The organism is Priestia sp. YIM B13489, assembly GCF_042787645.1.
In the GTDB taxonomy this organism is placed as follows: Bacteria; Bacillota; Bacilli; order Bacillales; family Bacillaceae_H; genus Priestia; species Priestia megaterium.
Genome location: NZ_JBHZOQ010000053.1, coordinates 2,854,950 through 2,879,091, shown reverse-complemented (window position 1 = coordinate 2,879,091; position 24,142 = coordinate 2,854,950). Strand labels below are relative to the sequence as shown.

At 38.0% G+C, this 24,142-nt stretch carries 26 protein-coding genes; 12 read left to right on the top strand and 14 right to left on the bottom strand.

What is annotated here, in order from left to right; genetic code table 11:
* The first annotated feature begins 94 nt into the window (after positions 1–94).
* A complete protein-coding gene (locus tag ACFX4W_RS20555) occupies positions 95–568 on the top strand; it encodes a hypothetical protein (protein ID WP_043981426.1) in 474 nt (157 codons plus the stop codon).
* A gap of 28 nt (positions 569–596) precedes the next feature.
* On the opposite strand, the gene ACFX4W_RS20550 is transcribed toward ACFX4W_RS20555, so the two are convergent.
* A complete protein-coding gene (locus tag ACFX4W_RS20550; protein ID WP_013083918.1) occupies positions 597–1,055 on the bottom strand; it encodes a GyrI-like domain-containing protein in 459 nt (152 codons plus the stop codon).
* Positions 1,056–1,297: 242 nt separating this feature from the next.
* On the bottom strand, positions 1,298–1,525 hold the full coding sequence (locus tag ACFX4W_RS20545) for a hypothetical protein (RefSeq protein ID WP_016764806.1): 228 nt from the start codon (positions 1,523–1,525) through the stop codon (positions 1,298–1,300).
* 128 nt (positions 1,526–1,653) lie between these two features.
* On the opposite strand from ACFX4W_RS20545, the gene ACFX4W_RS20540 reads away from it, so the two are divergent.
* Positions 1,654–2,652: an NADP-dependent oxidoreductase gene (locus tag ACFX4W_RS20540; RefSeq protein WP_043981428.1), complete on the top strand. Its 999-nt coding sequence runs from the start codon at positions 1,654–1,656 to the stop codon at positions 2,650–2,652.
* Positions 2,653–2,690: 38 nt separating this feature from the next.
* On the opposite strand, the gene ACFX4W_RS20535 is transcribed toward ACFX4W_RS20540, so the two are convergent.
* Positions 2,691–3,323 (bottom strand): YitT family protein, encoded by a 633-nt coding sequence (locus ACFX4W_RS20535; RefSeq protein ID WP_013083915.1) that lies wholly within the window; start codon positions 3,321–3,323, stop codon positions 2,691–2,693.
* A gap of 417 nt (positions 3,324–3,740) precedes the next feature.
* Here ACFX4W_RS20535 and ACFX4W_RS20530 point away from each other — a divergent pair, with 417 nt between their 5' ends.
* Entirely contained in the window at positions 3,741–4,565 is an 825-nt protein-coding gene (locus ACFX4W_RS20530; RefSeq protein ID WP_043981429.1) for a 5'-nucleotidase, lipoprotein e(P4) family, read from the top strand.
* 396 nt (positions 4,566–4,961) lie between these two features.
* Here the strand turns inward: ACFX4W_RS20530 and ACFX4W_RS20525 are convergent, their stop codons facing one another.
* On the bottom strand, positions 4,962–5,531 hold the full coding sequence (locus ACFX4W_RS20525; RefSeq protein WP_043981430.1) for a GNAT family N-acetyltransferase: 570 nt from the start codon (positions 5,529–5,531) through the stop codon (positions 4,962–4,964).
* Between the two features lie 312 nt (positions 5,532–5,843).
* On the opposite strand from ACFX4W_RS20525, the gene ACFX4W_RS20520 reads away from it, so the two are divergent.
* The gene (locus tag ACFX4W_RS20520) at positions 5,844–6,635 is read left to right on the top strand and encodes a sulfite exporter TauE/SafE family protein (RefSeq protein ID WP_013057848.1); all 792 of its coding nucleotides are present in this window, start codon (positions 5,844–5,846) and stop codon (positions 6,633–6,635) included.
* A gap of 29 nt (positions 6,636–6,664) precedes the next feature.
* Here the strand turns inward: ACFX4W_RS20520 and ACFX4W_RS20515 are convergent, their stop codons facing one another.
* The 3 genes from ACFX4W_RS20515 to ACFX4W_RS20505 all read right to left on the bottom strand — a co-directional run bounded on the left by ACFX4W_RS20515 (position 6,665) and on the right by ACFX4W_RS20505 (position 9,003).
* Entirely contained in the window at positions 6,665–7,390 is a 726-nt protein-coding gene (locus ACFX4W_RS20515) for a class D sortase (RefSeq protein ID WP_043981431.1), read from the bottom strand.
* A gap of 1 nt (position 7,391) precedes the next feature.
* Positions 7,392–8,528 carry a processed acidic surface protein gene (locus ACFX4W_RS20510; protein ID WP_043981432.1) on the bottom strand — a complete coding sequence of 379 codons (1,137 nt, stop codon included), beginning with the start codon at positions 8,526–8,528 and terminating at the stop codon, positions 7,392–7,394.
* A 343-nt stretch (positions 8,529–8,871) separates the two neighbouring features.
* A complete protein-coding gene (locus ACFX4W_RS20505) occupies positions 8,872–9,003 on the bottom strand; it encodes a hypothetical protein (RefSeq protein ID WP_013057845.1) in 132 nt (43 codons plus the stop codon).
* 335 nt (positions 9,004–9,338) lie between these two features.
* Here ACFX4W_RS20505 and ACFX4W_RS20500 point away from each other — a divergent pair, with 335 nt between their 5' ends.
* The 4 genes from ACFX4W_RS20500 (at position 9,339) to ACFX4W_RS20485 (ending at position 14,253) form a co-directional block, all read left to right on the top strand.
* Positions 9,339–9,896 carry a thioredoxin family protein gene (locus ACFX4W_RS20500; RefSeq protein WP_025751101.1) on the top strand — a complete coding sequence of 186 codons (558 nt, stop codon included), beginning with the start codon at positions 9,339–9,341 and terminating at the stop codon, positions 9,894–9,896.
* 384 nt (positions 9,897–10,280) lie between these two features.
* On the top strand, positions 10,281–11,924 hold the full coding sequence (locus ACFX4W_RS20495; protein ID WP_043981433.1) for a glutamate/serine transporter AimA: 1,644 nt from the start codon (positions 10,281–10,283) through the stop codon (positions 11,922–11,924).
* Between the two features lie 432 nt (positions 11,925–12,356).
* Positions 12,357–12,980 carry a LysE family translocator gene (locus ACFX4W_RS20490; protein ID WP_013057840.1) on the top strand — a complete coding sequence of 208 codons (624 nt, stop codon included), beginning with the start codon at positions 12,357–12,359 and terminating at the stop codon, positions 12,978–12,980.
* Between the two features lie 427 nt (positions 12,981–13,407).
* Positions 13,408–14,253, top strand: coding sequence for an N-acetylmuramoyl-L-alanine amidase (locus ACFX4W_RS20485; protein ID WP_043981434.1), 846 nt, complete (start codon positions 13,408–13,410; stop codon positions 14,251–14,253).
* A gap of 47 nt (positions 14,254–14,300) precedes the next feature.
* Here the strand turns inward: ACFX4W_RS20485 and ACFX4W_RS20480 are convergent, their stop codons facing one another.
* The 6 genes from ACFX4W_RS20480 to ACFX4W_RS20455 form a co-directional block, all read right to left on the bottom strand.
* A complete protein-coding gene (locus tag ACFX4W_RS20480; RefSeq protein ID WP_013083905.1) occupies positions 14,301–14,618 on the bottom strand; it encodes a DUF3243 domain-containing protein in 318 nt (105 codons plus the stop codon).
* A 222-nt stretch (positions 14,619–14,840) separates the two neighbouring features.
* Positions 14,841–15,347 carry a PCYCGC motif-containing (lipo)protein gene (locus ACFX4W_RS20475; RefSeq protein ID WP_043981435.1) on the bottom strand — a complete coding sequence of 169 codons (507 nt, stop codon included), beginning with the start codon at positions 15,345–15,347 and terminating at the stop codon, positions 14,841–14,843.
* An 84-nt stretch (positions 15,348–15,431) separates the two neighbouring features.
* Positions 15,432–16,052: a class I SAM-dependent methyltransferase gene (locus ACFX4W_RS20470; RefSeq protein WP_043981436.1), complete on the bottom strand. Its 621-nt coding sequence runs from the start codon at positions 16,050–16,052 to the stop codon at positions 15,432–15,434.
* Positions 16,053–16,110: 58 nt separating this feature from the next.
* The gene (locus ACFX4W_RS20465; protein ID WP_043981437.1) at positions 16,111–18,672 is read right to left on the bottom strand and encodes a heavy metal translocating P-type ATPase; all 2,562 of its coding nucleotides are present in this window, start codon (positions 18,670–18,672) and stop codon (positions 16,111–16,113) included.
* Between the two features lie 31 nt (positions 18,673–18,703).
* The gene (locus ACFX4W_RS20460) at positions 18,704–19,063 is read right to left on the bottom strand and encodes an ArsR/SmtB family transcription factor (RefSeq protein ID WP_013057833.1); all 360 of its coding nucleotides are present in this window, start codon (positions 19,061–19,063) and stop codon (positions 18,704–18,706) included.
* Positions 19,064–19,362: 299 nt separating this feature from the next.
* Entirely contained in the window at positions 19,363–19,791 is a 429-nt protein-coding gene (locus tag ACFX4W_RS20455) for a PAS domain-containing protein (RefSeq protein ID WP_237074405.1), read from the bottom strand.
* A gap of 507 nt (positions 19,792–20,298) precedes the next feature.
* Here ACFX4W_RS20455 and ACFX4W_RS20450 point away from each other — a divergent pair.
* On the top strand, positions 20,299–20,451 hold the full coding sequence (locus ACFX4W_RS20450) for a hypothetical protein (RefSeq protein WP_165574950.1): 153 nt from the start codon (positions 20,299–20,301) through the stop codon (positions 20,449–20,451).
* Positions 20,452–20,508: 57 nt separating this feature from the next.
* Here ACFX4W_RS20450 and ACFX4W_RS20445 read toward each other — a convergent pair whose 3' ends face one another.
* On the bottom strand, positions 20,509–20,970 hold the full coding sequence (locus ACFX4W_RS20445) for a hypothetical protein (protein WP_043981439.1): 462 nt from the start codon (positions 20,968–20,970) through the stop codon (positions 20,509–20,511).
* A gap of 386 nt (positions 20,971–21,356) precedes the next feature.
* On the opposite strand from ACFX4W_RS20445, the gene ACFX4W_RS20440 reads away from it, so the two are divergent.
* The 3 genes from ACFX4W_RS20440 (at position 21,357) to qoxA (ending at position 24,111) form a co-directional block, all read left to right on the top strand.
* Positions 21,357–21,704, top strand: coding sequence for a rhodanese-like domain-containing protein (locus ACFX4W_RS20440; RefSeq protein WP_033580561.1), 348 nt, complete (start codon positions 21,357–21,359; stop codon positions 21,702–21,704).
* Between the two features lie 308 nt (positions 21,705–22,012).
* Positions 22,013–22,591: a hypothetical protein gene (locus ACFX4W_RS20435; RefSeq protein ID WP_025751110.1), complete on the top strand. Its 579-nt coding sequence runs from the start codon at positions 22,013–22,015 to the stop codon at positions 22,589–22,591.
* Between the two features lie 566 nt (positions 22,592–23,157).
* A complete protein-coding gene (qoxA, locus tag ACFX4W_RS20430; RefSeq protein ID WP_013057827.1) occupies positions 23,158–24,111 on the top strand; it encodes a cytochrome aa3 quinol oxidase subunit II in 954 nt (317 codons plus the stop codon).
* Positions 24,112–24,142: the final 31 nt, after the last annotated feature.

Sequence of the window (24,142 nt, the reverse complement as noted above, 5' to 3'; positions counted from 1 at the left end):
AATATTGCCACGGATAGGTTGTTAATGGAAGATGATCAATAGCTGCTTGGTTAATGTTATACTTGCTCCATAAGCATAGCGTGGAGGTGTCAGCATGAGCAAGCATCATGATCTAACAGCATCATACGGAGAATCGTTAGTGACGTGTGAACATCAGTTTGAAGCTAGCTATTACTATCATCAAGTGCGCGAACAGTGCATGAATCACATTCATGAAATAAGCAAAGCGGTAGATGAATTCATCGTTAATTTTACAGATGAAAGTTTGAAAATATTAGAGCTTCTTTACTATGATCTAGAAGACAGCAACTGCTTTGACTATTTTTCGATGACAAAAGAAGAATTCGAAGAGTGTATGGGCGTATACTTTGGTGAAGTGGTTACGTCTACTATTGATGAAGCGCACTGGGTTGTGAAAGAATATCCGCTTATGGAAAACAAGTATGTGACCGGAATTGAAAAAGGGAATCTTTCACTCATGTTTCCTCACGGATTTTTTAACCATAAAGAGCGTCATCCAGAGTGCGTTTTTACTCTTTATCATTTATATAAACAGCTGCAAAAATAGGAAAAAGGTGAACGTAAGTTCACCTTTTTTATTGTCCCAGCTTTATGGGAATATAAATATCCATTTCATATGTATCACTATATAAATTGCTGTGTATAGCTGTATTTACAATTTCAAGAGCAGGACCTTCAATCATGCTGTAAGGAGAGTTCGGCAGCCATTCATTCCAGATGCTGTTGTACGTCGACCCGAGCGATGTAATGGGACCTCTGTGTTTAAACTGCAGGTATGTAAACGAAGGAAACGTATGAACGCTCATACCGTTTGGAATAAAAGCCGTATCAGCCACTTCTGTCCCTGCAATATAAAAATAATTTTCTTTTTTCGGAGCCATGCAAATGCCTGTAACCATATGAGGTTCTTTTGAAGAGCTAATCATTTCTTTTTCTTTAAGTATTTGCTTCAAAAGATTCTCTTTTTGATACTCTCCGTTTTTTGCTATGCCTATCACTGAAAATCCTTCTTTATATACAACTTTACCTTGCATAATCCACCTCGAATTTTTCAAGCTCTAGCTTTTATTCTATCAATCATAAATTACTTTACCGTGATTGTAACATAATCTTAAGTAGATATCGATGCAGAAAATGGAACATGATCAAAGCTTCAAACACGTGCTTGAGATACTCTAATTATTACATAAAAACAGCGCCGGAATTCGCACGCTGTTTTTATTAATGCAACACTTTATTTATATAACGTTTACGAAGAGTAAATCCGGGAAACTCCTTAATATAAGTCAAAATGGTAGCTAAACCAGTAGTCGTCCTGCACATTCTTTGTGTTTGAAGCGACAATATGCTCATGACCTTGTTCGTCTGTGGCAATCCAGTTGTAGTTGATATCCATTTTAATCGGATACATATTGCCTTTTTTAAACAAAATAACGGGGGGAGTTACTTCAACAAACTCGTTTAGTTTTTTAACAACATCTTCTTTACAGCGAATTAGCTCCATGTCTTTTTCTCCTTCGGTGTTATTGCACAATCATATTTTTTGCGTTGTGCACAATATATAATTTAAAATAACAAAGGTAAGTTTAGCACATTTTACAAAAAACAGAGAAATAAAAAGGAGCGATATCGATGAATGAACAAATTTTATTAGCAGAACGCCCAAAGGGAATGCCAACAAAAGATACGTTTAAATACGAAAAAATTGAAATGCCTACAGCGAAAGAAGGCGAGGTACTTGTTCAAACACTGTACCTTTCTGTTGATCCGTATATGAGAGGACGCATGAACGATACAAAATCATATGTTCCTCCATTTGAGCTAAACGCACCGCTTGCAGGCGGCATTGTAGCACGCGTAACGGAATCAAAATCAGATCGTTTTAAAGAAGGCGATATCGTGACGGGTATGCTTCCTTGGAAACGCTATTCAGCTGCAGAAGCAAAAAACTTACAGAAAGTTGATCCAGAGCTAGCGCCAATTACAACGGCTATCGGCGTTCTTGGTATGCCTGGTCTCACAGCTTACTTTGGACTGCTTGAAATCGGTCAGCCAAAAGAAGGCGAAACAGTAGTCGTTTCCGGTGCAGCAGGTGCTGTTGGATCTGTTGTTGGTCAAATCGCTAAAATTAAAGGCGCACGTGTTGTCGGCATCGCAGGTTCTGAAGATAAAATTGCTTATTTAAAAGATAAGCTCGGATTTGATGAAGTGATTAATTATAAAAAAGGAAATGTAAAAGAAGCGTTGAAAGAAGCGTGTCCTAATGGCGTTGATGTTTACTTTGAAAACGTCGGTGGAGAGATTTCAGATGCAGTTGTTAGCTTATTAAATAAATTTGCGCGCATTCCGCTTTGCGGCCAAATTTCACTGTATAACTTAGAAAAACAAGATGTTGGACCGCGTGTTCAAACACCTCTATTAATTAACAGTGCGTTAATGAAAGGCTTTATCGTAGCCGACTATGCAGACAAATTCCCTGAAGGCATTAAGCAGTTAGGGGAATGGGTGCAGCAAGGAAAAATCAAGTACAGTGAAAACGTTGTAGAAGGTTTTGAAAATGTACCTGAAGCGTTCCTTGGTTTATTTGAAGGAGCAAACTTAGGAAAACAGCTTGTAAAAGTAGCAGAATAAGCGTAAAAAACCGTGTGGGATTATTCCCGCACGGTTTTTTACATAGTTGAAGCCGTTTGTTGTTTTGCTTCTTCTTCCATATGTTCACCAGTTCGTTCGATTGGCGAGCGTTTGTGATAGCGTCCAAGCAGTCCTGTCATGATGAAGATACCGATTAACGAATAAAGAACTTGAACTACGCCGAATACCACAGTTGCAGAGCCTACAATCAATACATCTGTCAAAAGCATTGTTTTACCTGGATTAATGCCAAAGCGTTTATCAAGAAACACGCATAGCATGTTGATTCCGCCAAGAGAAGAGCCGTGGCGAAACAAAAAGATCAGTCCAATGCCGACAATAATGCCGCCCACAATCGCAGCTACAAGCGGATGCGGAAGCGCAAACGAAAAGTTGGCAGCTAATAAATCAGACATCACTGACATCAGGCTAACGCTGATGAAGCTTTTTATCGTAAATTGCAGCCCAATTTGCGTAAGAGCCATAAAATAAAATGGTAAATTGATGATAAAGAACAATACCCCAAATGAAATACCGGTTAAATGCTGCAGGACGATTCCAAGTCCTGCTGTTCCGCCAATAACGAGGTTAGAAGCGGTTAAAAATTGAATTCCGATGGCAACGCACAAACAGCCAAAGGTAATCCATCCCCATTGTTTTACGTGATTCATATCTCCATCCCCTTTTGTATATTTATACAATACTTTCGATAGAAAACACCGTCTTTTAATTCACAAAATCTATTTTACTATATATCTTTTCAAAAAAAAGCACTTTTGTGAGAGAATCTAACACAAGATTAAAAGTTAGATAATTCAGATTTATTAAGTTTTTTTGAAGCGAATGAGCGATAAATCAATATGTTTCTAAAAAAAGATTACAAAGAAAGAATGAGAAAAACGGATTTTGGAAAATGTATAAACAAATATTTGGATAATGGTTAAAAAAAGGGAGAAAACATTAGTTAAAACGAACATTTTTTAACTGAAATTAAAATATAATTCGGATTTTTATTGATTTTTTGTTTGATTGAGGTAATATATAACATTATTAGCATAAAAATATGTAGAGATGGAAGTGGATGCGAAATGAATAAGAAATTATCAGCGTTGACAGGGGTGGCTGTACTTGCTTTTTCACTGACGGCATGTGCTCCTCAGCAGGAAAAAGAAGTGTCTGCTGAGAAAAAAGAACCCGCTCAACACCTAGCTGATCAGCAAATCATGGCCGATGCTTGGTACCAAACATCCGGCGAAATGAAAGCTTTGTATTACCAAGGCTATAATACTGGAAAGCTTCGTTTAGATGAGGGGCTTGCAAAAAGTACCGATAAAAAGCCTGCCATTATTTTGGATTTAGATGAAACCGTGCTTGATAATAGCCCATTTCAAGCTTCAGCAATCAAAACCGGAAAAGGATTTCCTTATAAATGGGATGAGTGGGTGCAAGCAGCAAAAGCGAAAGCAGTACCAGGTGCTGTTGATTTCTTGACGTATGCGGATCAAAAAGGCGTAGATATTTACTATATTTCGGGCCGTACAACTTCTCAGCTTGAGGCAACAATTAAAAACCTAAAGAATTTACATATTCCTCAAGCAACCAAAGACCATGTGCTATTAACGGGTCCAAAAGATGAAGGAAAAGAAACGCGCCGTCAAAAAGTAGCGACGAATCATAATGTAGTCCTGCTGTTTGGTGATAACTTATCTGATTTTAGCGGCTTTGATAAAAAGTCCATTACTGATCGAAATAAGCTTGTAGAAGAGCAAAAAGAAACGTTTGGCCAAAAGCTAATCGTATTTCCAAATCCAATGTATGGAGATTGGGAAGGAGCTATTTATAACTACGACTACTCAATTTCGGACAAACAAAAAGATAAGCTTCGCCGCGAACAGCTTCAGTATTTCAACTAAAAAAGAGAGGCTGGGAAAAAAGGTTTTTAACCCAAGTGAAAAACGAACAATTGATCAGCACGTGATCAATTGTTCGTTTTTTTTGTTATGGTGAATATAGTTTCATCTGTCTTGTTTGTTCCTTCTAGCAGGTGATTGGAGGGCAAGGTGAAGACTCCTGCGGGAAAAGCGGAACAGGTGAGACCCCGCAGAAGCGCAAGCGACGAGGAGGCTCAGCGGCCGCCCGCGGAAAGCGAAGCCTTGCACGGAAATCAACTGCGGTGTCATAAGCGGTTCAGTTCATGTATCTCATTTGTTCGTCTTTAGGCTGGATTCATTTCGTTATGTCTTCAACCTCTTTTTAATTTTTCCAATATAGTCAGTTCAAACGATAGCTTGTCCAAATGATCCTGCTTTTTAAGAAAGAAGCCAAGGAGCATAAGGAACTTGCTTCCACTCGTGTTTTAACATGCCATAAATCACAAGGTCATGGTAGTGATCATATAGGTATTCACCTTCTCTGCAAATGCCTTCTTCTGTAAAACCTAGACGCGCAGGGATGGCTTTACTTTTTTCGTTATTAACGCCGCAGCGTATTTCGACTCGATGAAGGTTTAACGTATTAAATGCATAATTCAGGCATCCGTGTACGGCTCTTGTCATAATACCTTTTCCTTGAAAATCATGTCCAATCCAATAGCCAAGACTTGTACTTTTGTTTCCCCAATTAATTCCGTGAAAACCAATCATCCCGGCGATTTCTCCGTAGTACCGAATGATGGCCTGGAATCCTTGGTTATTATAATATTGAGCTCTCCATTCAGGGATGAGTTCATCGTAGTCAGCAATACTTTGCATGCTATCTACCCATGGGAGCCATTCTTTTAGGTAAGGTCTTGACTCGTTAATAAGAGAAAGCAAGGGGAAAGCGTCAGTTGATTCAATCAAATGCAAACTAACTTCGTCATCAATTTTGTATTCAAACATACGAAAGCCTCCTGTGATGATGGGCCTGCTGAGATAAGCGTAGCGTGTAGGCAGTTCTAACATCTAGTTTTTCTTTATTCTACCACAAGTAACAAAGAGGAGAGCGAGGAAGTTTAGGCTAAAAGTAAATAACGCATAAAGTCGATAGGATTTTAATGATTAAAAAAATTAATAATTGAAAGCACTTTTATCAATATTTTTACAGAAAAGAAGCATATACAGTGATACAATGGAAGAAGCGATAAGGCGTTGTAAGTATACATACTTTATAACAAACATGATATTGGATTGATAAAAGCAGGTGGTAAAAACATGGATGTACAACTATTAATAACGGTATTTGCACTCGGGTTTTTCGGGTCATTTTTAGCAGGTATGCTTGGAATTGGAGGATCAGTTGTTTTGTACCCGCTGCTGCTATTTGTTCCGCCTCTTGTAGGAGTGGGAATGTTCAGCGCGCACGAAGTAGCTGGTATAGGAGCCGTACAGTCGCTGTTTGCGTCTGTTTCAGGAGCTCTTGCTTACAAAAAGGGCGGCTATTTGAATAAACCGTTAATTTTATATATGGGTATCAGCGTCTTAGTTGGCAGTCTCATTGGTTCAACGCTATCAAACTCGTTTTCAGAAGGAATGATCAATTTCATTTACGGCGTGATGGCAACAATTGCTGCAGGATTAATGTTTATGCCCAAAAAAAATAATCCAGCGGCCGATTCATTCGAAGTGACGTTTTCAAAACCTTTGGCAGCAGCTCTGGCGTTTTTAGTTGGAATTTGCGGGGGGATTGTCGGAGCAGGAGGCGCATTTTTACTTGTTCCTATTATGATTACCGTGTTAAAAATTCCTGTGCGCGTAACGATTGCAAGCTCATTAGCCGTGACGTTTATTTCGTCTATGGGAACAACATTCGGTAAAGTAATGACGCATCAAGTCCTTTTGCTTCCGGCGCTTATGATTATTGGAGCAAGCTTACTAGCAGCTCCAATCGGCGCTTTTGTTGGGCAAAAGACGAAGGTAGCGTCGCTGCAAGTTATCTTAGCGATCGTTATTACGGCGACTTCGCTGAAAATATGGTTTGATTTACTAATGAAATCTATTCATTAAAAAAAGCTGCCTTTTTAAGGACAGCTTTTTTATTTTGGTGTTGATGACACAAGGTGAGCGACTAAAATATAGCGTTCAGGTGCTGAACCAACGTAATTAAACGGATAACAGGTGCTGACGGTTAAAGTGGCTCTAGGCTTTGGTACAATAACAGTCCGGTCATCCGCATCAACGATTCGTACTTTGTTCACTTTGTATGTGAAGGTGCCTGCTGCCGTGTCCACCACGAGCGAATCGCCTTCACCCACGTCGCCAAGCTTACGAAAGACCGTATCGCGATGTCCTGATAGAACAGAATTGTCGTTTTGACCAGGCAGCACGCTTCCCGCAAAATGACCCACGCCTTTTTCTAATTCATCTTCGTTCGTACCGTGATAGATCGGCAGCTTAGCGTTTAATTTAGGAATATATAATTCTCCCATTAAATCACCGATTTTTGGCTGCTTTGGGTAAGACACATTTGACACTTTCGGCTTTTTTTCCGGGCTAGCAGTACGAGAGTGTACCGTTTTTTTAGCTTCAACAGCAGAAGCTTCAGCAGAAGAGTCCGCTGTTGAAGCGTCCTTGCTTTTAGAAACTGAAGCTGCGGCTGGTTCTTCTGTATCCATTGTTTTAAATGCCAAATAGCCTCTTGCAAATTTATAGGCGTTTGTGGTCGTAAACCAAAGACCAAAGCAAATGACGGCGGCTAAAAGGGAAAGAACAATCAACCGCTTTTTGCGATTGATTGTTCTTCTTGTTTTTCTTGGTTCCATTTTATGCACGTCTCACTTTGCGGAAAAGAACAAAGCCAGCCGCTACAAGTACTAATCCAATTAATGTATTTGTTGCATAATTAGAAGCCGTTTCAGGAAGTTTTCCGCCTTTAACGGTTTTTTGTACAGCACCATTCGTTTGTTTCTTCACCGGTTCTTGTTTCTTTTCTACTGCTGGTTTTTGCGCTTGAGCTGGTTTTGCTACAGCTTCAGCAGATTTTTCTACTTCTTTTCCTGTGTCTGTGATGATATCAGAATTAAACATATCGCCTGTGATCACCATGTCTGCTAAAAATTTACCGTCTGTTGTATAAAGAGAAATTTTTAGACTTGCATTTTTTAATTCTTCTAAGTTGATTAAATCAGTAAGAGAAAGCGGTCTTTCATTTCCGCCTTGTACAAGTGCGAACTTAGCGTCTAAATGGAAGATTGATAGCATTTCTTTATAAATAGACATTAATTCAGCGATTTGATCAGCAGATAATTCTGTTGCTGTATCAAAATCTTCGAATGCCGCTAAGCGCTCGCCTAATTGATCTAAGCGGTTAAGCGTTGCTTCATTTGAAAGCTCATCTTCTAACGATGTAAAATGTGCTTCAATTCGATTTAATTCTTCTGAAGTTAAGCCTAATTCAGACTGCATAAACGATAGTAAGCCGCTTAAATCTTCTTCGCTTAATAATTCATCATCGTAAGAAGCGTCTTCTTCATCATATGACTCATCATCTTCATACCAGTCGTCGCCCTCTAGATAGAAGCCAACATCCTCGTATAAATCATCTAGGTACACATAGTCGTCTAAGCTTTGACCGTTTTCTTTTAACAACGCATTTAAGCTTGTTTTGTCTAAGTCAAAATCTGCATACACATCTTGCACGTTATGTAAGTCAGCTGCAATTGGTTCACCTAAAAAATCTTCTAAATCTGCGATTGTATCGTAGTTTTCAAGACTATCGTCATACAGTGAAAGTGAATATTCAACGTCGTCTTTGGTTACTTCAAAGCCTCGCGTTTGGCTTACCGATTTTAAATACTTGTTGAAATCTGCGTCAAATGTTGACGCTGCTGCGAATGAAGACGTTGGAAATACGCCAACAAACAGCAGAAATGATAATAGTATTGCCCCCAGTTTTTTCATCAATTTTCTCCTTTTTTTACGTTTTCTACAAGATTATATAGGAAGAGTTATAAATTTACAATATATACTTATATTATATATACCTTGAATATAGTGGTAATTTAAGGGATTGATAGAACTATATATTTTGAGAACACCGTACGAAAGGGAGTGGAAAGCCCTAGATAGAAAAAGGAGGAAATAAAGAAAAAGGTTTATAATTTTTTTTAACAGAGGCAGAAATATAAAAAAGTATCAAAAAAGAACAGCACTTAGAAGCTGTTCTTTTTGAAATGATATGTAAGCCTTAGCATAGATAGTTGAAATTCGATACCGTTCCGCTTTAGAAAAAGGTGGTTACGAGTTATGATTTTAGTAAGGATAGTGAAGAAAAGTGAGAGCGCGGTTTTGTCAGCTCTATTTTGATTCCTTTTAGCCTTAAACGTTCTACAAACTGTTTGCGTTTTTTTCGCTTTTCATGCGGGGATTGATTCATATTTGCCTCATCCTCCATATTTAGTCAAGTAGCTAACATATCATTATCATAATCAAAAGATGACGGTTACACAATAAACATTCTCAAATATTCACAAAGATTTAAAATTTGTTACATTGATAGTGTACATGTACCCCATTCTCTTTTTTTATAACATCTCAATGTGCTGTTTTTAAATTGAAGTTTTGTAAATCCTGTCGCAGGCTAAAAAAAGCGCTGACTTTTATATTTTGATTCACTGTGCTTAAAAGCTATACTAGTAGTGCGTATAGAAAAGAGTAAACCGAATTTTTACATCTCATCTATTCGTATACAAAAAAGAAAGAGGGATTTTGATGAAAACAGAACAGCAGTATTTTGAAGAAGGAAAATCAATCCAAACATATATGAACGACATGAGTACATTAAAAGAGGAAAGTTTAGCTGTTTATGAACAATTTCAGCTTCCTAAAGATGGATTGGCTGACAAATTAAAGGCTCACAAGCTTCATTTCTTAGCGATTACTGAAGATTGGTGCGGAGATGCGATGATGATTAACCCAATCATTCGTAAAGTAGCTGAAGCTGCCGGTATCGATGTGCGCGTTGCACTGCGAGATGCAGACACCGAATTAATTGACCGCCACTTAACAAACGGAGGGCGTGCCATTCCGATTATTTTAATTTTTAATAATGAAGGGACGTTACTTGGGAAGTGGGGCCCCCGTGCTCCCGAAGTTCAGCAAATCGTCGATGAGCTTCGTGCCACGCTTCCTTCAAAAGAAGATCCTTCGTTTGAAGAAAAGCAAAAAGAAGTCTTTTCTTCGTTACGAACAAGATATAAAGAAGAACCGGCTCTTTGGTCGTATGTTTATAACAGCTTTAAAGAAACGGTATTAGCTGTTGTGAAATAACTTAAAAGAAAGCAAGATAAAATGAAGCATTCATTTTATCTTGCTTTTTTTCTGGTTATTGCAACAAGATCGTTTGTATATCACTTCAAGGGAAAGGCAGCTCTTATGAATGTTAGTGTTCAAAACGCGTACTTTTAATTAAAAAAACGCACAAAATTCTAAAAATAAAAATATTTTTTATTCACAACGCGTACTTTTTAACTTGATGATGATATAATAACAAATAATAAATGAAGAAAGGGGGCGCGTAAATGAATGGAAAAGCTTTTGGTTAGTATTTTTAAGCAGCATTTTTAAAGTTCAAAATGAATTTTATTTTTTAAATTTAATGAAAGCGCTTAATAACTCACTTCTCAGAAAATATAGAAGAAAGGTGTTAGATACATGAATAACTTACATAGAAAAATGGGAACGTTTTCTCTCATGATGGTTGGCCTTGGATCTATTATTGGATCAGGATGGCTGTTTGGAGCATGGAGAGCTGCTCAAATTGCAGGCCCCGCAGCAATTGCTTCTTGGATTATTGGAATGGTTGTTATTTTATTTATAGCTCTTTCTTACAGTGAACTAGGATCGATGTTTCCAGAAGCAGGAGGTATGGTTAAATATACGCAATACTCGCACGGCTCATTTCTTGGCTTTATTGCGGCTTGGGCAAACTGGATTGCAATCGTATCGGTTATTCCTGTTGAAGCCGTTGCTTCTGTTCAGTATATGAGTTCATGGCCGTGGGAGTGGGCGAAATGGACAGGCAGTTTAGTAGAAAACGGGATTCTTACGGGAAAAGGCTTGGCTATTGCTACAGGACTATTAATCATTTATTTTCTTTTAAATTATTGGACCGTAGGCTTATTTTCGAAAGCTAATTCACTTATTACTGTTTTTAAGATTATAATTCCAGGGCTTACAATTGGTGCTCTTTTATTCGCAGGGTTTCACGGAGGAAACTTCTCCTCTGCAGGAGGCGTTGCTCCAAATGGATGGGCAAGCGTTTTGACAGCTGTTGCTACGTCTGGGATTGTGTTTGCTTTTAACGGTTTTCAAAGCCCTATTAATATGGCGGGAGAAGCGAAAAATCCGGGTCGCTCTATTCCGATTGCGGTAGTAGGATCCATTTTAATTGCGACCGTGATCTACGTATTGCTTCAAATTGCATTTATTGGAGCGGTAAATCCTTCAGAAATCGTAAAAGGATGGAGTCATCTTAACTTTAATTCGCCGTTTGCCGATTTAGCGATTGCGTTAAATATTAACTGGCTTGTTATTGTTTTATATGCCGATGCTTTTGTATCACCATCAGGAACAGGTATTACGTATACAGCTACCACGTCACGCATGATTTATGGTATGGAAAAAAATAAATACTTGCCGAATATACTGGGAAGAGTTCATCCGCTTTACGGAGTTCCCCGTCAAGCCATGTTCTTTAATTTATTTGTCTCATTCATCTTTTTATTTTTATTTAGAGGCTGGGGGATATTAGCCGAAATTATTTCTGTAGCTACATTAATTTCATATCTTACCGGTCCTATTACCGCTATGACGTTAAGAAAAACGGGGACCGATCTTTATAGACCTTTACGTATAAAAGGGTTAAGCGTAATAGCGCCTCTTGGATTTATTTTTGCTTCACTTACTCTTTACTGGGCAAGATGGCCGTTAACTGGACAGGTATTATTTATTATTTTAATTGGTTTGCCAATTTATTTTTATTACCAAGCAAAATCAAAATGGAAAGGCTTTGGTCAAAACTTCCGAGCTGGCGTTTGGATGATTGTCTACTTATTATGTATGATGACAATCTCTTGGATAGGAAGTGAAAAGTTCGGGGGACTCAATATTATTAAATACGGCTGGGATATGGGTCTTATTGCAATTGTTGCACTTTTCTTTTATGCTTGGGCACTTAAAAGCGGATACAAAACTGAGTATTTAAAAGAAGCAATCGATGTTAATAATGAAATGAAAGCAGCGGAAGCACAGACTGCCTCAGCTAAAGAACAGATCATAGAAAAACAAATTAAATAAGTAGTAAAAATGAGGCTGGGAAAAAAGTATTTCAGTTGAAGTCAAATGCGAACTATTAATTATTTTTTGATTGGTAGTTCGTGTTTTTTTGTTGTTATGTTGAATATAGATTTTATGTGTATAGTTGGTTCTAGCAGTTGATTGGAGGGCAAGGCGAAGACTCCTGCGGGAAAAGCGGCATAGGTGAGACCCCGCAGAAGCGCAAGCGACGAGGAGGCTCACCGGCCGCCCGCGGAAAGCGAAGCCTTGCACGGAAATCAACAGCGGTGTAACAAGCAGTCCAGCTTATGTATCCCATTTGTTTGTCTTTAGATTAGATTGATTTAGTTATGTCCCAGCCTCTTCTTTTGTGGATGAATTTTATTTTTTTGAATACTAGATAGTAAAAAATGCTATAATGGTGGGCAAAATCATGCAGGGGGAGAACGACTTATGGATATCGTATCAATCACTTCTTTTTTAGGCGTAGCCGCTTTGCTTACGGTTATGCCTGGACCTGATAACTTATTTGTTTTAGCACAAAGCATATCAAACGGTAGATATGCAGGAATCTCGACTTCATTAGGGCTTTGTACGGGCTTGCTTGGTCATATAGCTGCAGCAACATTGGGTCTATCGGCTGTTATCTATCAATCGGCTTTAGCGTTTGCTATTGTAAAATACGCTGGAGCAGCTTATTTATTATATCTGGCTTATAAGACGTTTACAGCAAAAGATTCCGCTCTCGCTGTTGAAAACAAAGAAGCCGTTGAGTACAAGGTGCTATATAAAAAAGGAGTGATTATGAATCTGCTAAATCCAAAAGTTTCGCTTTTTTTTCTTGCTCTTTTACCTCAGTTTGTTAATCATTCAACCGGACATGCCACACAGCAAATGCTCGTTTATGGCGCCGTATTTTTAGTTCAAGCGCTGATTATTTTTACGTTAATTAGTCTATTTGCAGGGAAAGTAGGGGAGTTTTTGCGAAAATCTCCAGCTCTGTCTAAGCGGCTTAATCTCGTGCAAGGCTCTATCTTTACGCTTATTGGCTTAAAAATTGCTTTTAGTGAGAAATAGCAGGAGATAAGATGGCGAACCTGCTTTTTATCTGCACTAAAAGGCGTGGACGTTAGTTAAAGGAAGATCCGAGCGATAAATTCAATTCGCTCGGATTTTTTATGTCTATGGTAAAAGTAGGTTTCATGTATGCAGTTGCTTCTAGCTGGTGATTGGAGGGAAAAACGAAGCCTTGCACGGAAATCAACAGCGGTGTAACAAGCAGTCCAGCTCATGTATCCCATTTGTTCATCTTTATTTTGTGCTTTAAAACAGCGGAGAATACCTAGCGAAATCCTGCTTTCTTGTGTGAATTTTTTTGAATGTTTTAAGGGGACGAACCCTTCTTGTCCAATTACATATATATATAGAATGAGAGATAAATCATCAGGCAAAGCCGGTGTTAATCACAAGTTCTTTCATATTATGATTGAAAGGAAAGGTTCACATGAAAAAAGTATGGCTAGATGCAGGACACGGCGGTACAGATTCAGGAGCTTTAGGAAATAATTTGCGTGAAAAAGATATTACGCTGCAGCTTGTACTACACGCGCGGGCGTATTTAGAACATAACTATTCCGTAGATGTTCAGGTAACTCGTTCAACCGATGTGTTTGTTTCATTATCAGATCGAGCGAACCGGGCTAATGCATGGGGAGCAGATATTTTTGTTTCTATGCATATCAATGCTGGCAGCGGTACTGGATTTGAAACGTATCGGTATCCATCACAAGAGGGAAGTCAATCTTATCTTTTACAAAAAGAACTGCACACGGAAATTTTAACAACCATGCAGAAATTTGGAACGGTTGCAGATCGCGGTTTAAAAACGGCTAATTACGCTGTACTGCGTGAAACAAATATGCCAGCTGTTTTAACAGAAAACTTGTTTATCGATACGACAGCCGACGCTGAAAAATTAAAAAACGCTACGTTTCTTCGGGAAGTGGGAGAAGCGCACGCGCGTGGAATTGCTAAGTATTTAAACTTATCTTCTAATGGAGTTACATTCTATAGCATTCAATCTGGAGATACATTTTATAGCATTGCAAAGAAGTATAATATCACCGTTCAGCAGCTGCAGGATGCAAACCCTGGCGTAGATCCTGCAAAATTGCAAATTGGTCAGCAAATTGTTCTTCCTGTCGCTACGTATACTGTACAAGCGGGAGATACGTTTTATAGCATTGCGAAAAAATATAGCATGACCGTTCAGCAGCTGCAGGATGCAAATCCTGGTGTGGATCCTGCAAAATTACAAATTGGCCAGCAAATTATCATTCCAGCTGTTTAATATCTGCAAATAAAAAAGATGACACGCTGCCGTGTCATCTTTTTTATTTATTGAACTAATCTTACAAGCATATGGGCAAGGTGATGCTGCTGTTCTTTGTCTCCAACCTTCCACAGTTCGTGAAGCAGGTTTTCCTCTCGATTGCGCGGCTCTTCATGTTTGGCAAGGTAATCAGCTACTTTTTGAGCTGTTTTAGCAAGCTGTTCTTCATTCATCCCTAACTTTTCGCCTTTTGAGACCTTGTCCCCTAGATAACTTTTGAATCCTTCGAAGCTAGAGAGAATATCCTCTTTTTTCTCCTCGCTCATAGAATTAATTGCTCCTTCAACTTTTGCTGAATGATTTGTTTCTACAGAATTACTCATAGTTTTTTTCTCCTCTCATGGTTATATTTGGGTGTTAGAAAGCATATTCCCTGAGGATTCAGTAAATAAACGTCCAAATGTGTTATTTTTACATTATGGCGTTTTACAAGGACTTAAAAAGGTGAGGTCAACCGAGATTTTATCAACCAATAATAAAATTAGTAAAAGACTTTGAATAAAGAAATCAAAGTCTTTTACTAATTTTTATTTTATACTGAAGCATCATACCTGGGGCGTAGGAGTAGGCGGGGCATAGCCTTCCTTATATTTATCATCGATTTCTTGGCGAATGTCTTCGATGCTTTTGCCTTTGCTGTAGTCTACTACAGCTTGAGCCGCTATTTCTAAACAGACGCTGCATTTTGTTCCGTGATCATCCCACGTCACTGCGCCGTTTTCTTTGTTTTCGAAGATAAAACAGTCGTAGTTGTTTTGATGATTAGCTTCTTCTCCACATCCGCAGTAGCAAGGAATATTTTCTAGTAAGGTTTGATGCTTAGCAGCGGCTGCATAAATAAGCTGCATGTCTTCGGACTTGTCACTTAGAAAAGAGGGAAGAGTTTCCCTATTTTTTGTTTCTTCTCGTTTATCACCTAATGTGTGCTGCTGATGTTCTTCATGTTGTGTTGCTTCTGTACGTTTGCTGCCTGAACTTTCTTTACTTTCGTTTCCGCAGCCGGAGACCATGCTTGCTGCAAGGACAACTGTTATGACCTTTGATTTTATCATCAAAATGTTCATCCTTTCTTCAATTAAAGCTAGACAATAGTATGTACATCCATCATGTGAAAAAGGCATCATTCGTCTTTGAAGTCATTCATCAACTTTCTGCAAACTAATTTTCCGATACATACCTTTCAACATGACGCTTGAATTCTCCTTCAAGATAAGCTGATCCCGGCTTGCTTCAAACACATGTTCAAAAGAGAGTCCAATATCCGTTCCTAGTAATTTTACGAAGGGGCGGAATATTTTTTTAGGAAAAGCCGCTGATTTCTTTTTAGTTTCAAATTTATCAAAAATCAGGATAGTTCCCTTAGGCTTTGCTACTCTTGTCATTTCTTTTAAAGCTTGCTCCGCATCAGGTACTACGCTAAGAATTAAGCTTGCTACAACTACATCAAACGAAAAAGAGTCGAATGTTAGCTGCTGAGCGTCCATTTGGTGAAAGGTTATAGATGGATTTTTGTATTTATTTTTTGCTTTTTGAAGCATTTCACTGGAATAGTCTATGGCTGTTACATTTACTTCATGAGGAATAAAAGCTAAATCTGCACCCGTTCCAACACCTACAAATAAAATGCGCTGTTCAGATGAAAAGTGGACGTCTTGAAAGACTTTTTTTCTGGCTCGATAAAACATCCCGTTATTAAAAAACACATCGTAAAAAGGAGCCCAACACTTATAAATAAATTGATTCCAGCGGTTATTCACGTAAACCCTCCTAGAAAATAAGCTTTCCAACGCCTGCTGAAAAGCTTACGGATTACATTTAATTTTTCATTTTGAGTAAGCGAAGACTGTTTAAAATAACAAGTAGCGCTGCTCCTGTATCGCTTAAGACGGCAATCCACAGAGTAAGCCATCCTGGAAAGATAAAAGCTAAGGCAATGACTTTAACAATAATAGAAAACCAAATGTTTTGTTTGATGACAGCTAACGCTTTGCGGCTTAGCTTCATCGTATGAGGAAGCTTTTCTAAATTGTCTGCCATGAGAACAATATCAGCTGTTTCCATAGCCGTATCAGTACCAGCACCGCCCATTGCAATTCCAAGATCAGCAGTAGCTAGAGCAGGGGCATCATTAATCCCATCTCCAACCATAGCCGTTTGATAGCCTTCATCTTGAAGCTGCTGTATGGCTTTCACTTTATCTTCAGGCATCAAATCGGCGAAATAGCGGTCTATCCGAGACTGAGAAGCAATCATTTTAGCTGTTCCTTCGTTATCACCAGTCAACATCACAATTTGCTGCATACCGTTTTGTTTGAGGCTTTCTAAAGCAGATACGGTTGTATGTCTGATGGTATCAGCTACGCTAATAATACCTAGAACACTTTTAGCTGTTCCGACAATAATAATCGTTTTACCTTCGTTTTGAAGCTTTTCAATATGAGACCAGCAGTGGGATAGAGGTGTTTCTAAATCTGAGAATAATTTTGCATTACCTGCGTAATAAACCGTTTCTTGAATTGTTGCCTGCACGCCTTTTCCTGTAAGGATTTTAAAATTTGATCCTTGTAAAGAACCGACTTTTTTCTCCTCTGCATAATCCACGATAGCACGGGCAATGGGGTGATTCGAATAGTCTTCAAGCGTTTTTGTTATCGCTAAAAGCTGATTTTCTTCAGCAGAAAGGGAAACAACCTCTGAAACGGCTGGTTTGCCTTCTGTTAGCGTTCCTGTTTTATCAAAAGCAATCGCATTGATTGCACCAGCTTTTTCTAAAAACGTCCCGCCTTTAATGAGCACGCCATTTTTCGCCGCGTTTCCAATCGCAGATACAATGGCGACGGGAGTAGAAATGACTAGCGCACATGGACAAGCCACGACTAATAATTCAAGCCCCTTGTAAAACCACTCACTCCATGCACCATCAAACAGGGGAGGGATGACCATAATGAATAAAGCTAAAATAAAGACGATAGGCGTGTAAATGGTTGCAAATTTATCAACAAATGCTTGAGTAGGCGCTTTTTTCTCCTGTGCTTCTTCCACTAAATGAATAATTTTAGAAATCGTCGTATCTTCCACTAGCTTTGTTACCTTAATTTCTAACGATGCGCTTTCGTTAATGGTGCCTGCATAAACCGTATCACCGATTACTTTATCAACTGGAATAGATTCACCTGTAATAGGAGCTTGGTTGATACTGGATTCGCCGTTTATAATTTCACCATCTAGCGGAATTCGGTCTCCTGGCTTTACGACAATCGTAGTGCCGATTGAAATATCTTCCGCTGCTTTTTTAATCAGCTGGCCGTTTTCTTTCACCCATGCTTCAGAAGGAGCTAAGTCCATCAAACCTCGTATCGAGTTTCTTGTTTGTTCAATCGACCTTGTTTGCAGAGCAACACCTAAAGCAAATAGCCAAACGACCGTAGCACCTTCAAGCCATTCCCCAATAACAGCTGCTCCAAGTGCTGCAACGGTCATTAAAACATTCATGTCTAAAGAACGGCTTTTAATTCCGTAATAAGCACTTTTAGCCGGCTTATATCCGCTGACAATCATGGCAATAGCGTAGAGTACAGTTGTCATATAAGAAGCAATTCCTGTATGAGAACCGATAAAACCTAATGCGATGAAAATACCCGAAAAAACAATCGGTCCATTTTGCCCTTTATGGTGCCGCGACTCAGCAGACTGCCTGCTGCTGGTTATTAAAGTAGCTGTATACCCAGCTTTAGATACTTCTTTAATAATGTCATCGGCTTCGTTATCGTGCTCAATTTGTGCTTTTCCCGTTGAAAAGTTAACGCGTACATCTTTGACAGCAGGAACTGTTTTTAAATGATTCACAATCGTGTTCGCACAAGCCGCGCAGTCCATTCCTTCAATCAAATACGTTTTCATTTTTTTATTTGATTGGATAGCCTCAATGTTAAACCCTAGTTTTTCTACTGAGCTTGGAATGAGTGACAGAGCTGACTCACTTGCCGCCGCTACCTGGAGCTTTCCTGTATTATAGTTTAGGGTTACGTGTTGAATATCGTTTAATGTTTTTAAACTTTTTTCAATCGTCGCGGCGCAGGAAGGGCAATCCATTCCATATACGCGGTATTCAGCCGTTTCTTCTATGTCACTGTCGCCTGGTACTATATCGTGATCACTGCAGCAAGAATGCTGGCCTTTATCGGTCGTTAACACAATCGTATCTGAACAGCAGCTGTGACTGTGTTCATGACTCTTTGTGCCACAGGAAGAAGGCTCTTCAGTAGAAGCGGCTTCTGAAGAAGAGGAACAGCAGGTCTTGCTTTCAATTTCTGTTGAAGAAGATTCGCTGCAGCAGCTTCCGGTATGCTGATGATTTTTTTTATCTTCGTGTTTCATTATGTCCCACTCCCTATACGGTAAAAAAAACTTAAATGGTTACGTCTTCTTTTTTAGCAAACATGATATCAATTACTTGTTTAATATGTGCATCCCTTAAAGAATAAAAAGCTAACTTTCCTTCTTTGCGATAATTGGCAATTCCTATATTACGCAGCAGTCTTAAGTGATGAGAAGCAGTCGCAACTGTAGAGCCTACAATATTGGCTACGTCACATACACATAATTCCTCGCCTTTATACAGAGCCAAGACAATTTTAAGCCTCGTTTCATCTCCTAACGCTTTGAACAGGGCAGAAACCCCTTGAACAGCTTCGGCATCGATGGCAGGCTTAATACGATTTACTTTTTCTTCATTAAAACAATAAATATCACAGCGGTCTTTTGGCATGATTTCCTCCTTCATTCAAACATTCAAATGATTGTTTGTTTATAATATATGTCAATTTTTAAAAATGTTCAAACATTTATTGAGTATTCGGAATTTTTTTCTGAGCAAAACATAAATATAGGAAGAATAAATATGGAAAGTATGCCTATTAGTGTATGTACTCTGTACTAAATGGTGCGGGCGAAAAGAGAATGACTTTACATGCAGAACAAAACAAAAAGCCACCCCTGTAGGTAGCCTTTTAATGATTTTAAAAATGATAGAAATAATGAAATATAGCTTAGACTTTGTTTACTTAATTAGCGTTTTAATCGGTTAAATAATAAATCTGCTGCATTATTTAACACCTTGTCCGACTCTTTTAATCGTTTGTCCGAGTTTTCTAAATAGGATTGAGCAGATAATACAACATCTAACGGATCCTTGACATTCTTCTTTTCGGTACATACTAAATGTCCTACACCATTTTTCCAATGAATCGTGCATTTAAAATTCACAAATGTATCATCGGTCGTTCTCAAACGCAAATGCCTGATGATGGGGTTAGATGAGGAGTGCTGTGACAGCATCCACATTGCTTGTTTCCGATCGTCTTTATGAATAATGCTCCACAGACTGGAGACTGAAGAAAAATAAGAATGTGCTTGACTAGAAAAATGAAGGATTTCACCTTCTTGATTTAATTGAAAGTAAGGAACGGGGATCCATTTAAGTATGTTACTTTCCATCATGCACCTCTCCCAACTTAAGTAATCCCTTTTACCATATCACAATTACCTAATATTTGTATGATTTTTATTATTTTCCCCATGCTTTTCCCCGTTTTAAGCTGTAAAAGCTAAAGAATTATTCAGTTTAAAACACTTGAAAAAAGAACATACGTTCGATAAACTAAAAATTAAAGGAGCGAATTCTATGCGACAGCTACTTCAAGAAAGCTACTCTTCAAGACGACCTGTTGAAATTATTTATATGGACGATAAAGGGTGTTTGACACAGCGATTTATTATTGTGTATAAAATTTATCCTCAGAGCGTAAAAGCTTGGTGCTTACTAAGGAACGAGAAGCGAACGTTTAAAATAGAGAATATCCTTTCATGCGGATTCAGCAATAAAAGGAAAAGCAGTTTTAGGCAGAAAGCTCACTCAATTTAAGAGGGGCTTTTTCATATCATTTCCTCTTATGGCGTGTGAGTTATTTTCATACACTATATCCACCAGAAAGGGGAATGAACATGACATTAAACCAAGGAAATAAAACTAAACACATCGCTAAAGGAAGAACGGAAAAAGATGATATGACAATGCAGGGTGAGAAAAAACAGCATGAAGCACAAAGTACCTCTTTGTCTCATAATAATTGTCGGGCAAACCTTAACGGAGATTAATCTAAAAAAGGAAAGCTTTCGTTTCCGAAGCTTTCCTTTTTGGTATATATCGCATTTTTAAGTTAACTCGTATTTTTCTGAGCCAATCATAATATAGTCTCTCCTTCGATATATGAATTTTACGGATTTCTCATAAACGTCATACGAGTAATTTTCTAAAACATTGTTTTTTTGATTAATATATTGCATAAAAACGCTTTGGAAATAACCGTTCTCCACAAAAAGTTCACCGGTTTTGCACAGCTTTTCATGTGCTTCTTCCAGCCATTTTGCAATCTGGCTGTCGCTGTTAGTAAATGTAAGGATGTGTGTATAGTGATCTGATAAATCTGTCATATCCTCTTTATCCTGGTCAAAATAAAACACTTTTTCTTTTTTTGACTGCAGCCTTTGTTTATGCAAAGTGATATTTTTTAACAGTTCTTTTTCAACGTCTTCTTCGGGACTTATATAGATGGGGCATGTGCCTGCTACCTCACCTTGATCTGTAAATAATACAACATAGTACAAATCAAACATCATATCTCTCCCTTCACGTGTTCATACTATCCTATCTCGCATCCTTCATTTTTAGAATCATTTTTCTGACGTTTGTGCAACATTGGTTCTAATGTATTACTCATAAGCGAACCTCAGTTTTAACTGGAAAGAAAAGGGGAAGTGAAAATAAAAATTCTGCGTTTCTTCATTATAATAAGAAAAAACGATCTGTTTACTAGTATTTAAATCTTTCGAAAAATCAAAATAAATAATGATTGATTTCGTCACTTTATTGTGGTTTCATAATAAAGTGTAAAAAGACCATTTTTCTTACAGAGAGAAATGAGATAGAGTGCTTCTGTGTTGATTCTTTCTTTTGAATATAGTATACATACAGGGGTATAGAAATTAATTGGGAGGAAAACATGGCGATACTATATATGAGCATAGGTATTTTACTTTTATTAATTTGTTACAGTTTTTATAAACGCTATGTGCCGGTGCAGGGAATAAAGAAAGTGACGACCGTCGACTGTGCTTCTACAACAATTTCGTATGTAGATGTTCGTCATTTTCATGAAATGAAACAAAACCCCTGTCAAAAAGCAATCCATATTCCGCTTCCTTATTTAGAGAGACAGCATGAGGAAATTCCATATAAAGAAGTGGTCGTAATTGTTCCTGACAGCATTTCCCGAAATTTAAGCATTCGGCAGCTCAAAAAACATGGGTATCAGGTCAAGGGATACATGTGTGCGGAAAGATGTGTGTAATAAAAAGAACAGCAAATGACCCTTTATAGGGTTTCCTTTTGGAAAGCTGTGATATATAAGCTGAAAGATACCTGTGTTAAAACGGGTATCTTTTTTTGTTATGAAGATGAGAAGGGGGGCAGAGATCGGTTTCTTTTGGTTCAACAGCTACTGAGTCTTTTAGCGTATTTTTATGACAAAAGGTTTGAAAAATCCCTTTTGTGGTAAAAAAAAACGTAGTTCTCCTAGTGCATAGACAGAGGTTTAATAGGAAGTTATAATTTAGGCAATTACATAAAAGGGGAGTAAGCTAAGGAAGGTGAATAGATGTGCGAAAGATAAAGCGGTTGCTATTTCTGTTCATTTGTATAGCGGTTGTAATTGTTGCGTATGAGATGATTCGATATCCAATTGAAAACAATGCTGCAAGTGTGCAGCAGCATTTGCGAAATTGGGAGCATAAAGAAAGTATTGATGGTTCTGCAAAGATTACGCTGCAAGATTTTAAACGGGTTGATCACTCTAATACATACATAGCCTTATTCTCCATACCTGGTGATAAAGAAGGAATGGCCGTATTGAAGCAAGGATGGAACAAACGCCTGCGTATTGAAGTCAGTACTAAAATGAGCAATTTAGTGGATTATGATGATATCCATACAAATAAAGGGACATATGCGCTGTTTACAGGAACAAATAGAAGTAAACAAATTGAGCGAGTAAAGGCGGCTTTGGTGCACGATACATATACAATTGATGCTGCGGTCCCAAAAAGTGATTATTTTGTGCTGTATGAAAAAATACCGAGTCATATTAAACATCCGTTTCCAGCAACGACAACGCTGCTGGATAAAGCAGGGGATGATATCACGGTTAAAGAATTTATGGATCAAGAGCTGCGTGAATAACACGCAGCTTTTTTCTATAAAAAAAAGCTTTTTAAAAAAATTCACGTTTTGTTCATATTTTCGAAAGAAAGAATTTTAAGCAAAAAAAACAAATATTTGCTATAAAGTAAAGGGGAATTAACGGGCAAAATAAGTTTCATACAGGGCGTCACATTTTCTTTGAAAATTTGTCACAAAATATTCAATTATGTCGATGTGTATTGATATATCAATGTTGAAGCAAACATACAAAGCTAATTTTGCAGTTATTCCTAAAGAAATAGTTAAGAAATGGGAGCTGAATCCTTTTATTTACATTTATTCATACCAAATTATGTGATAGAATATCGCAAGGTTGAAGCACTCTAACCCCATTGGTACAGTCACTATATTAGAATATTTTTAATATAAAAAAATAAAGCAAAAGGGACGAAAAAAATGTCATTTTGTATTACAATAGTAGTGGCCTACAAATAAGGGGGAAGAGAGTCTGTATAAAAATGTCGTTATCTAGCGAAAGATAGCGCATTTTGAATGTTCATCAATATAGGCTTCGCATCATGTGTTGTTAGAAAGGAGAGTTTTAAGTGAAACCAAAAAAAGGATTTTGGAAGCTAGTAGGTTTACTATCTGCGCTTTCACTAGTATTTTTGAGCGGTTGTTCAAAGCTTGCTGTATTGAACCCGCAAGGTCCTGTTGCAAAAACGCAATCTGATTTAATCATTTGGTCTATGTGGATGATGTTGATCGTGGTTGTTGTCGTATTTGCTATTTTTATATTTGTTCTTGTCAAATATCGTGAAAAACCTGAAAACATGGACTATGAGCCACCTGAGCAAGAAGGTAACTTAAAGATGGAGGTTATTTGGACAGCATTCCCAATCATCATCTTAATTCTATTAGCAGTGCCAACTGTTAAAGCGATCTATTCTGCAGAAGAAGTACCGGCAGAATCAAAGGATAAAGATCCAATCGTGATTCACGTTACATCTGCAAACTGGAAATGGATTTTCAGTTATCCGGAACAAAATATCGAGACGGTTAACTACGTAAACATTCCAGCGGATACGCCAGTGAAATTTGAGTTAACAGCTCAAGGGCCTATGAACTCATTCTGGGTACCAGAACTTGGCGGACAAAAATATTCGATGAACAACATGTCAATGCCATTATACTTAGAAGCTGATAAGCCTGGTTCTTATATGGGACGTAGTGCTAACTTCTCTGGTGAACATTTCACTCAAATGCAGTTCGAAGTTCAAGCTCAAACGGACAAAGACTTTAAAGAGTGGGTTAGTGACGTAAAAGGTACAGCTGGTAAATTGACTGAAAAGAAATATGATCAAATCCTAAGCCCAGGCGTTGTTGGTCGTCAAACTTACAACGGTACACATTTAAAATGGATTGACCATGCAAAAGATGTATACATTCCTGGCAAAGAGCTAGAACGTGGTACAGGACATGATCACAGCAAGATGAAAGAAGACGAAAAAACGAGTAATGAAGAAATGGAAAACATGGATCACTCAAATCATGAATAACATTCATTTATTACACTAAATAACGTAATGA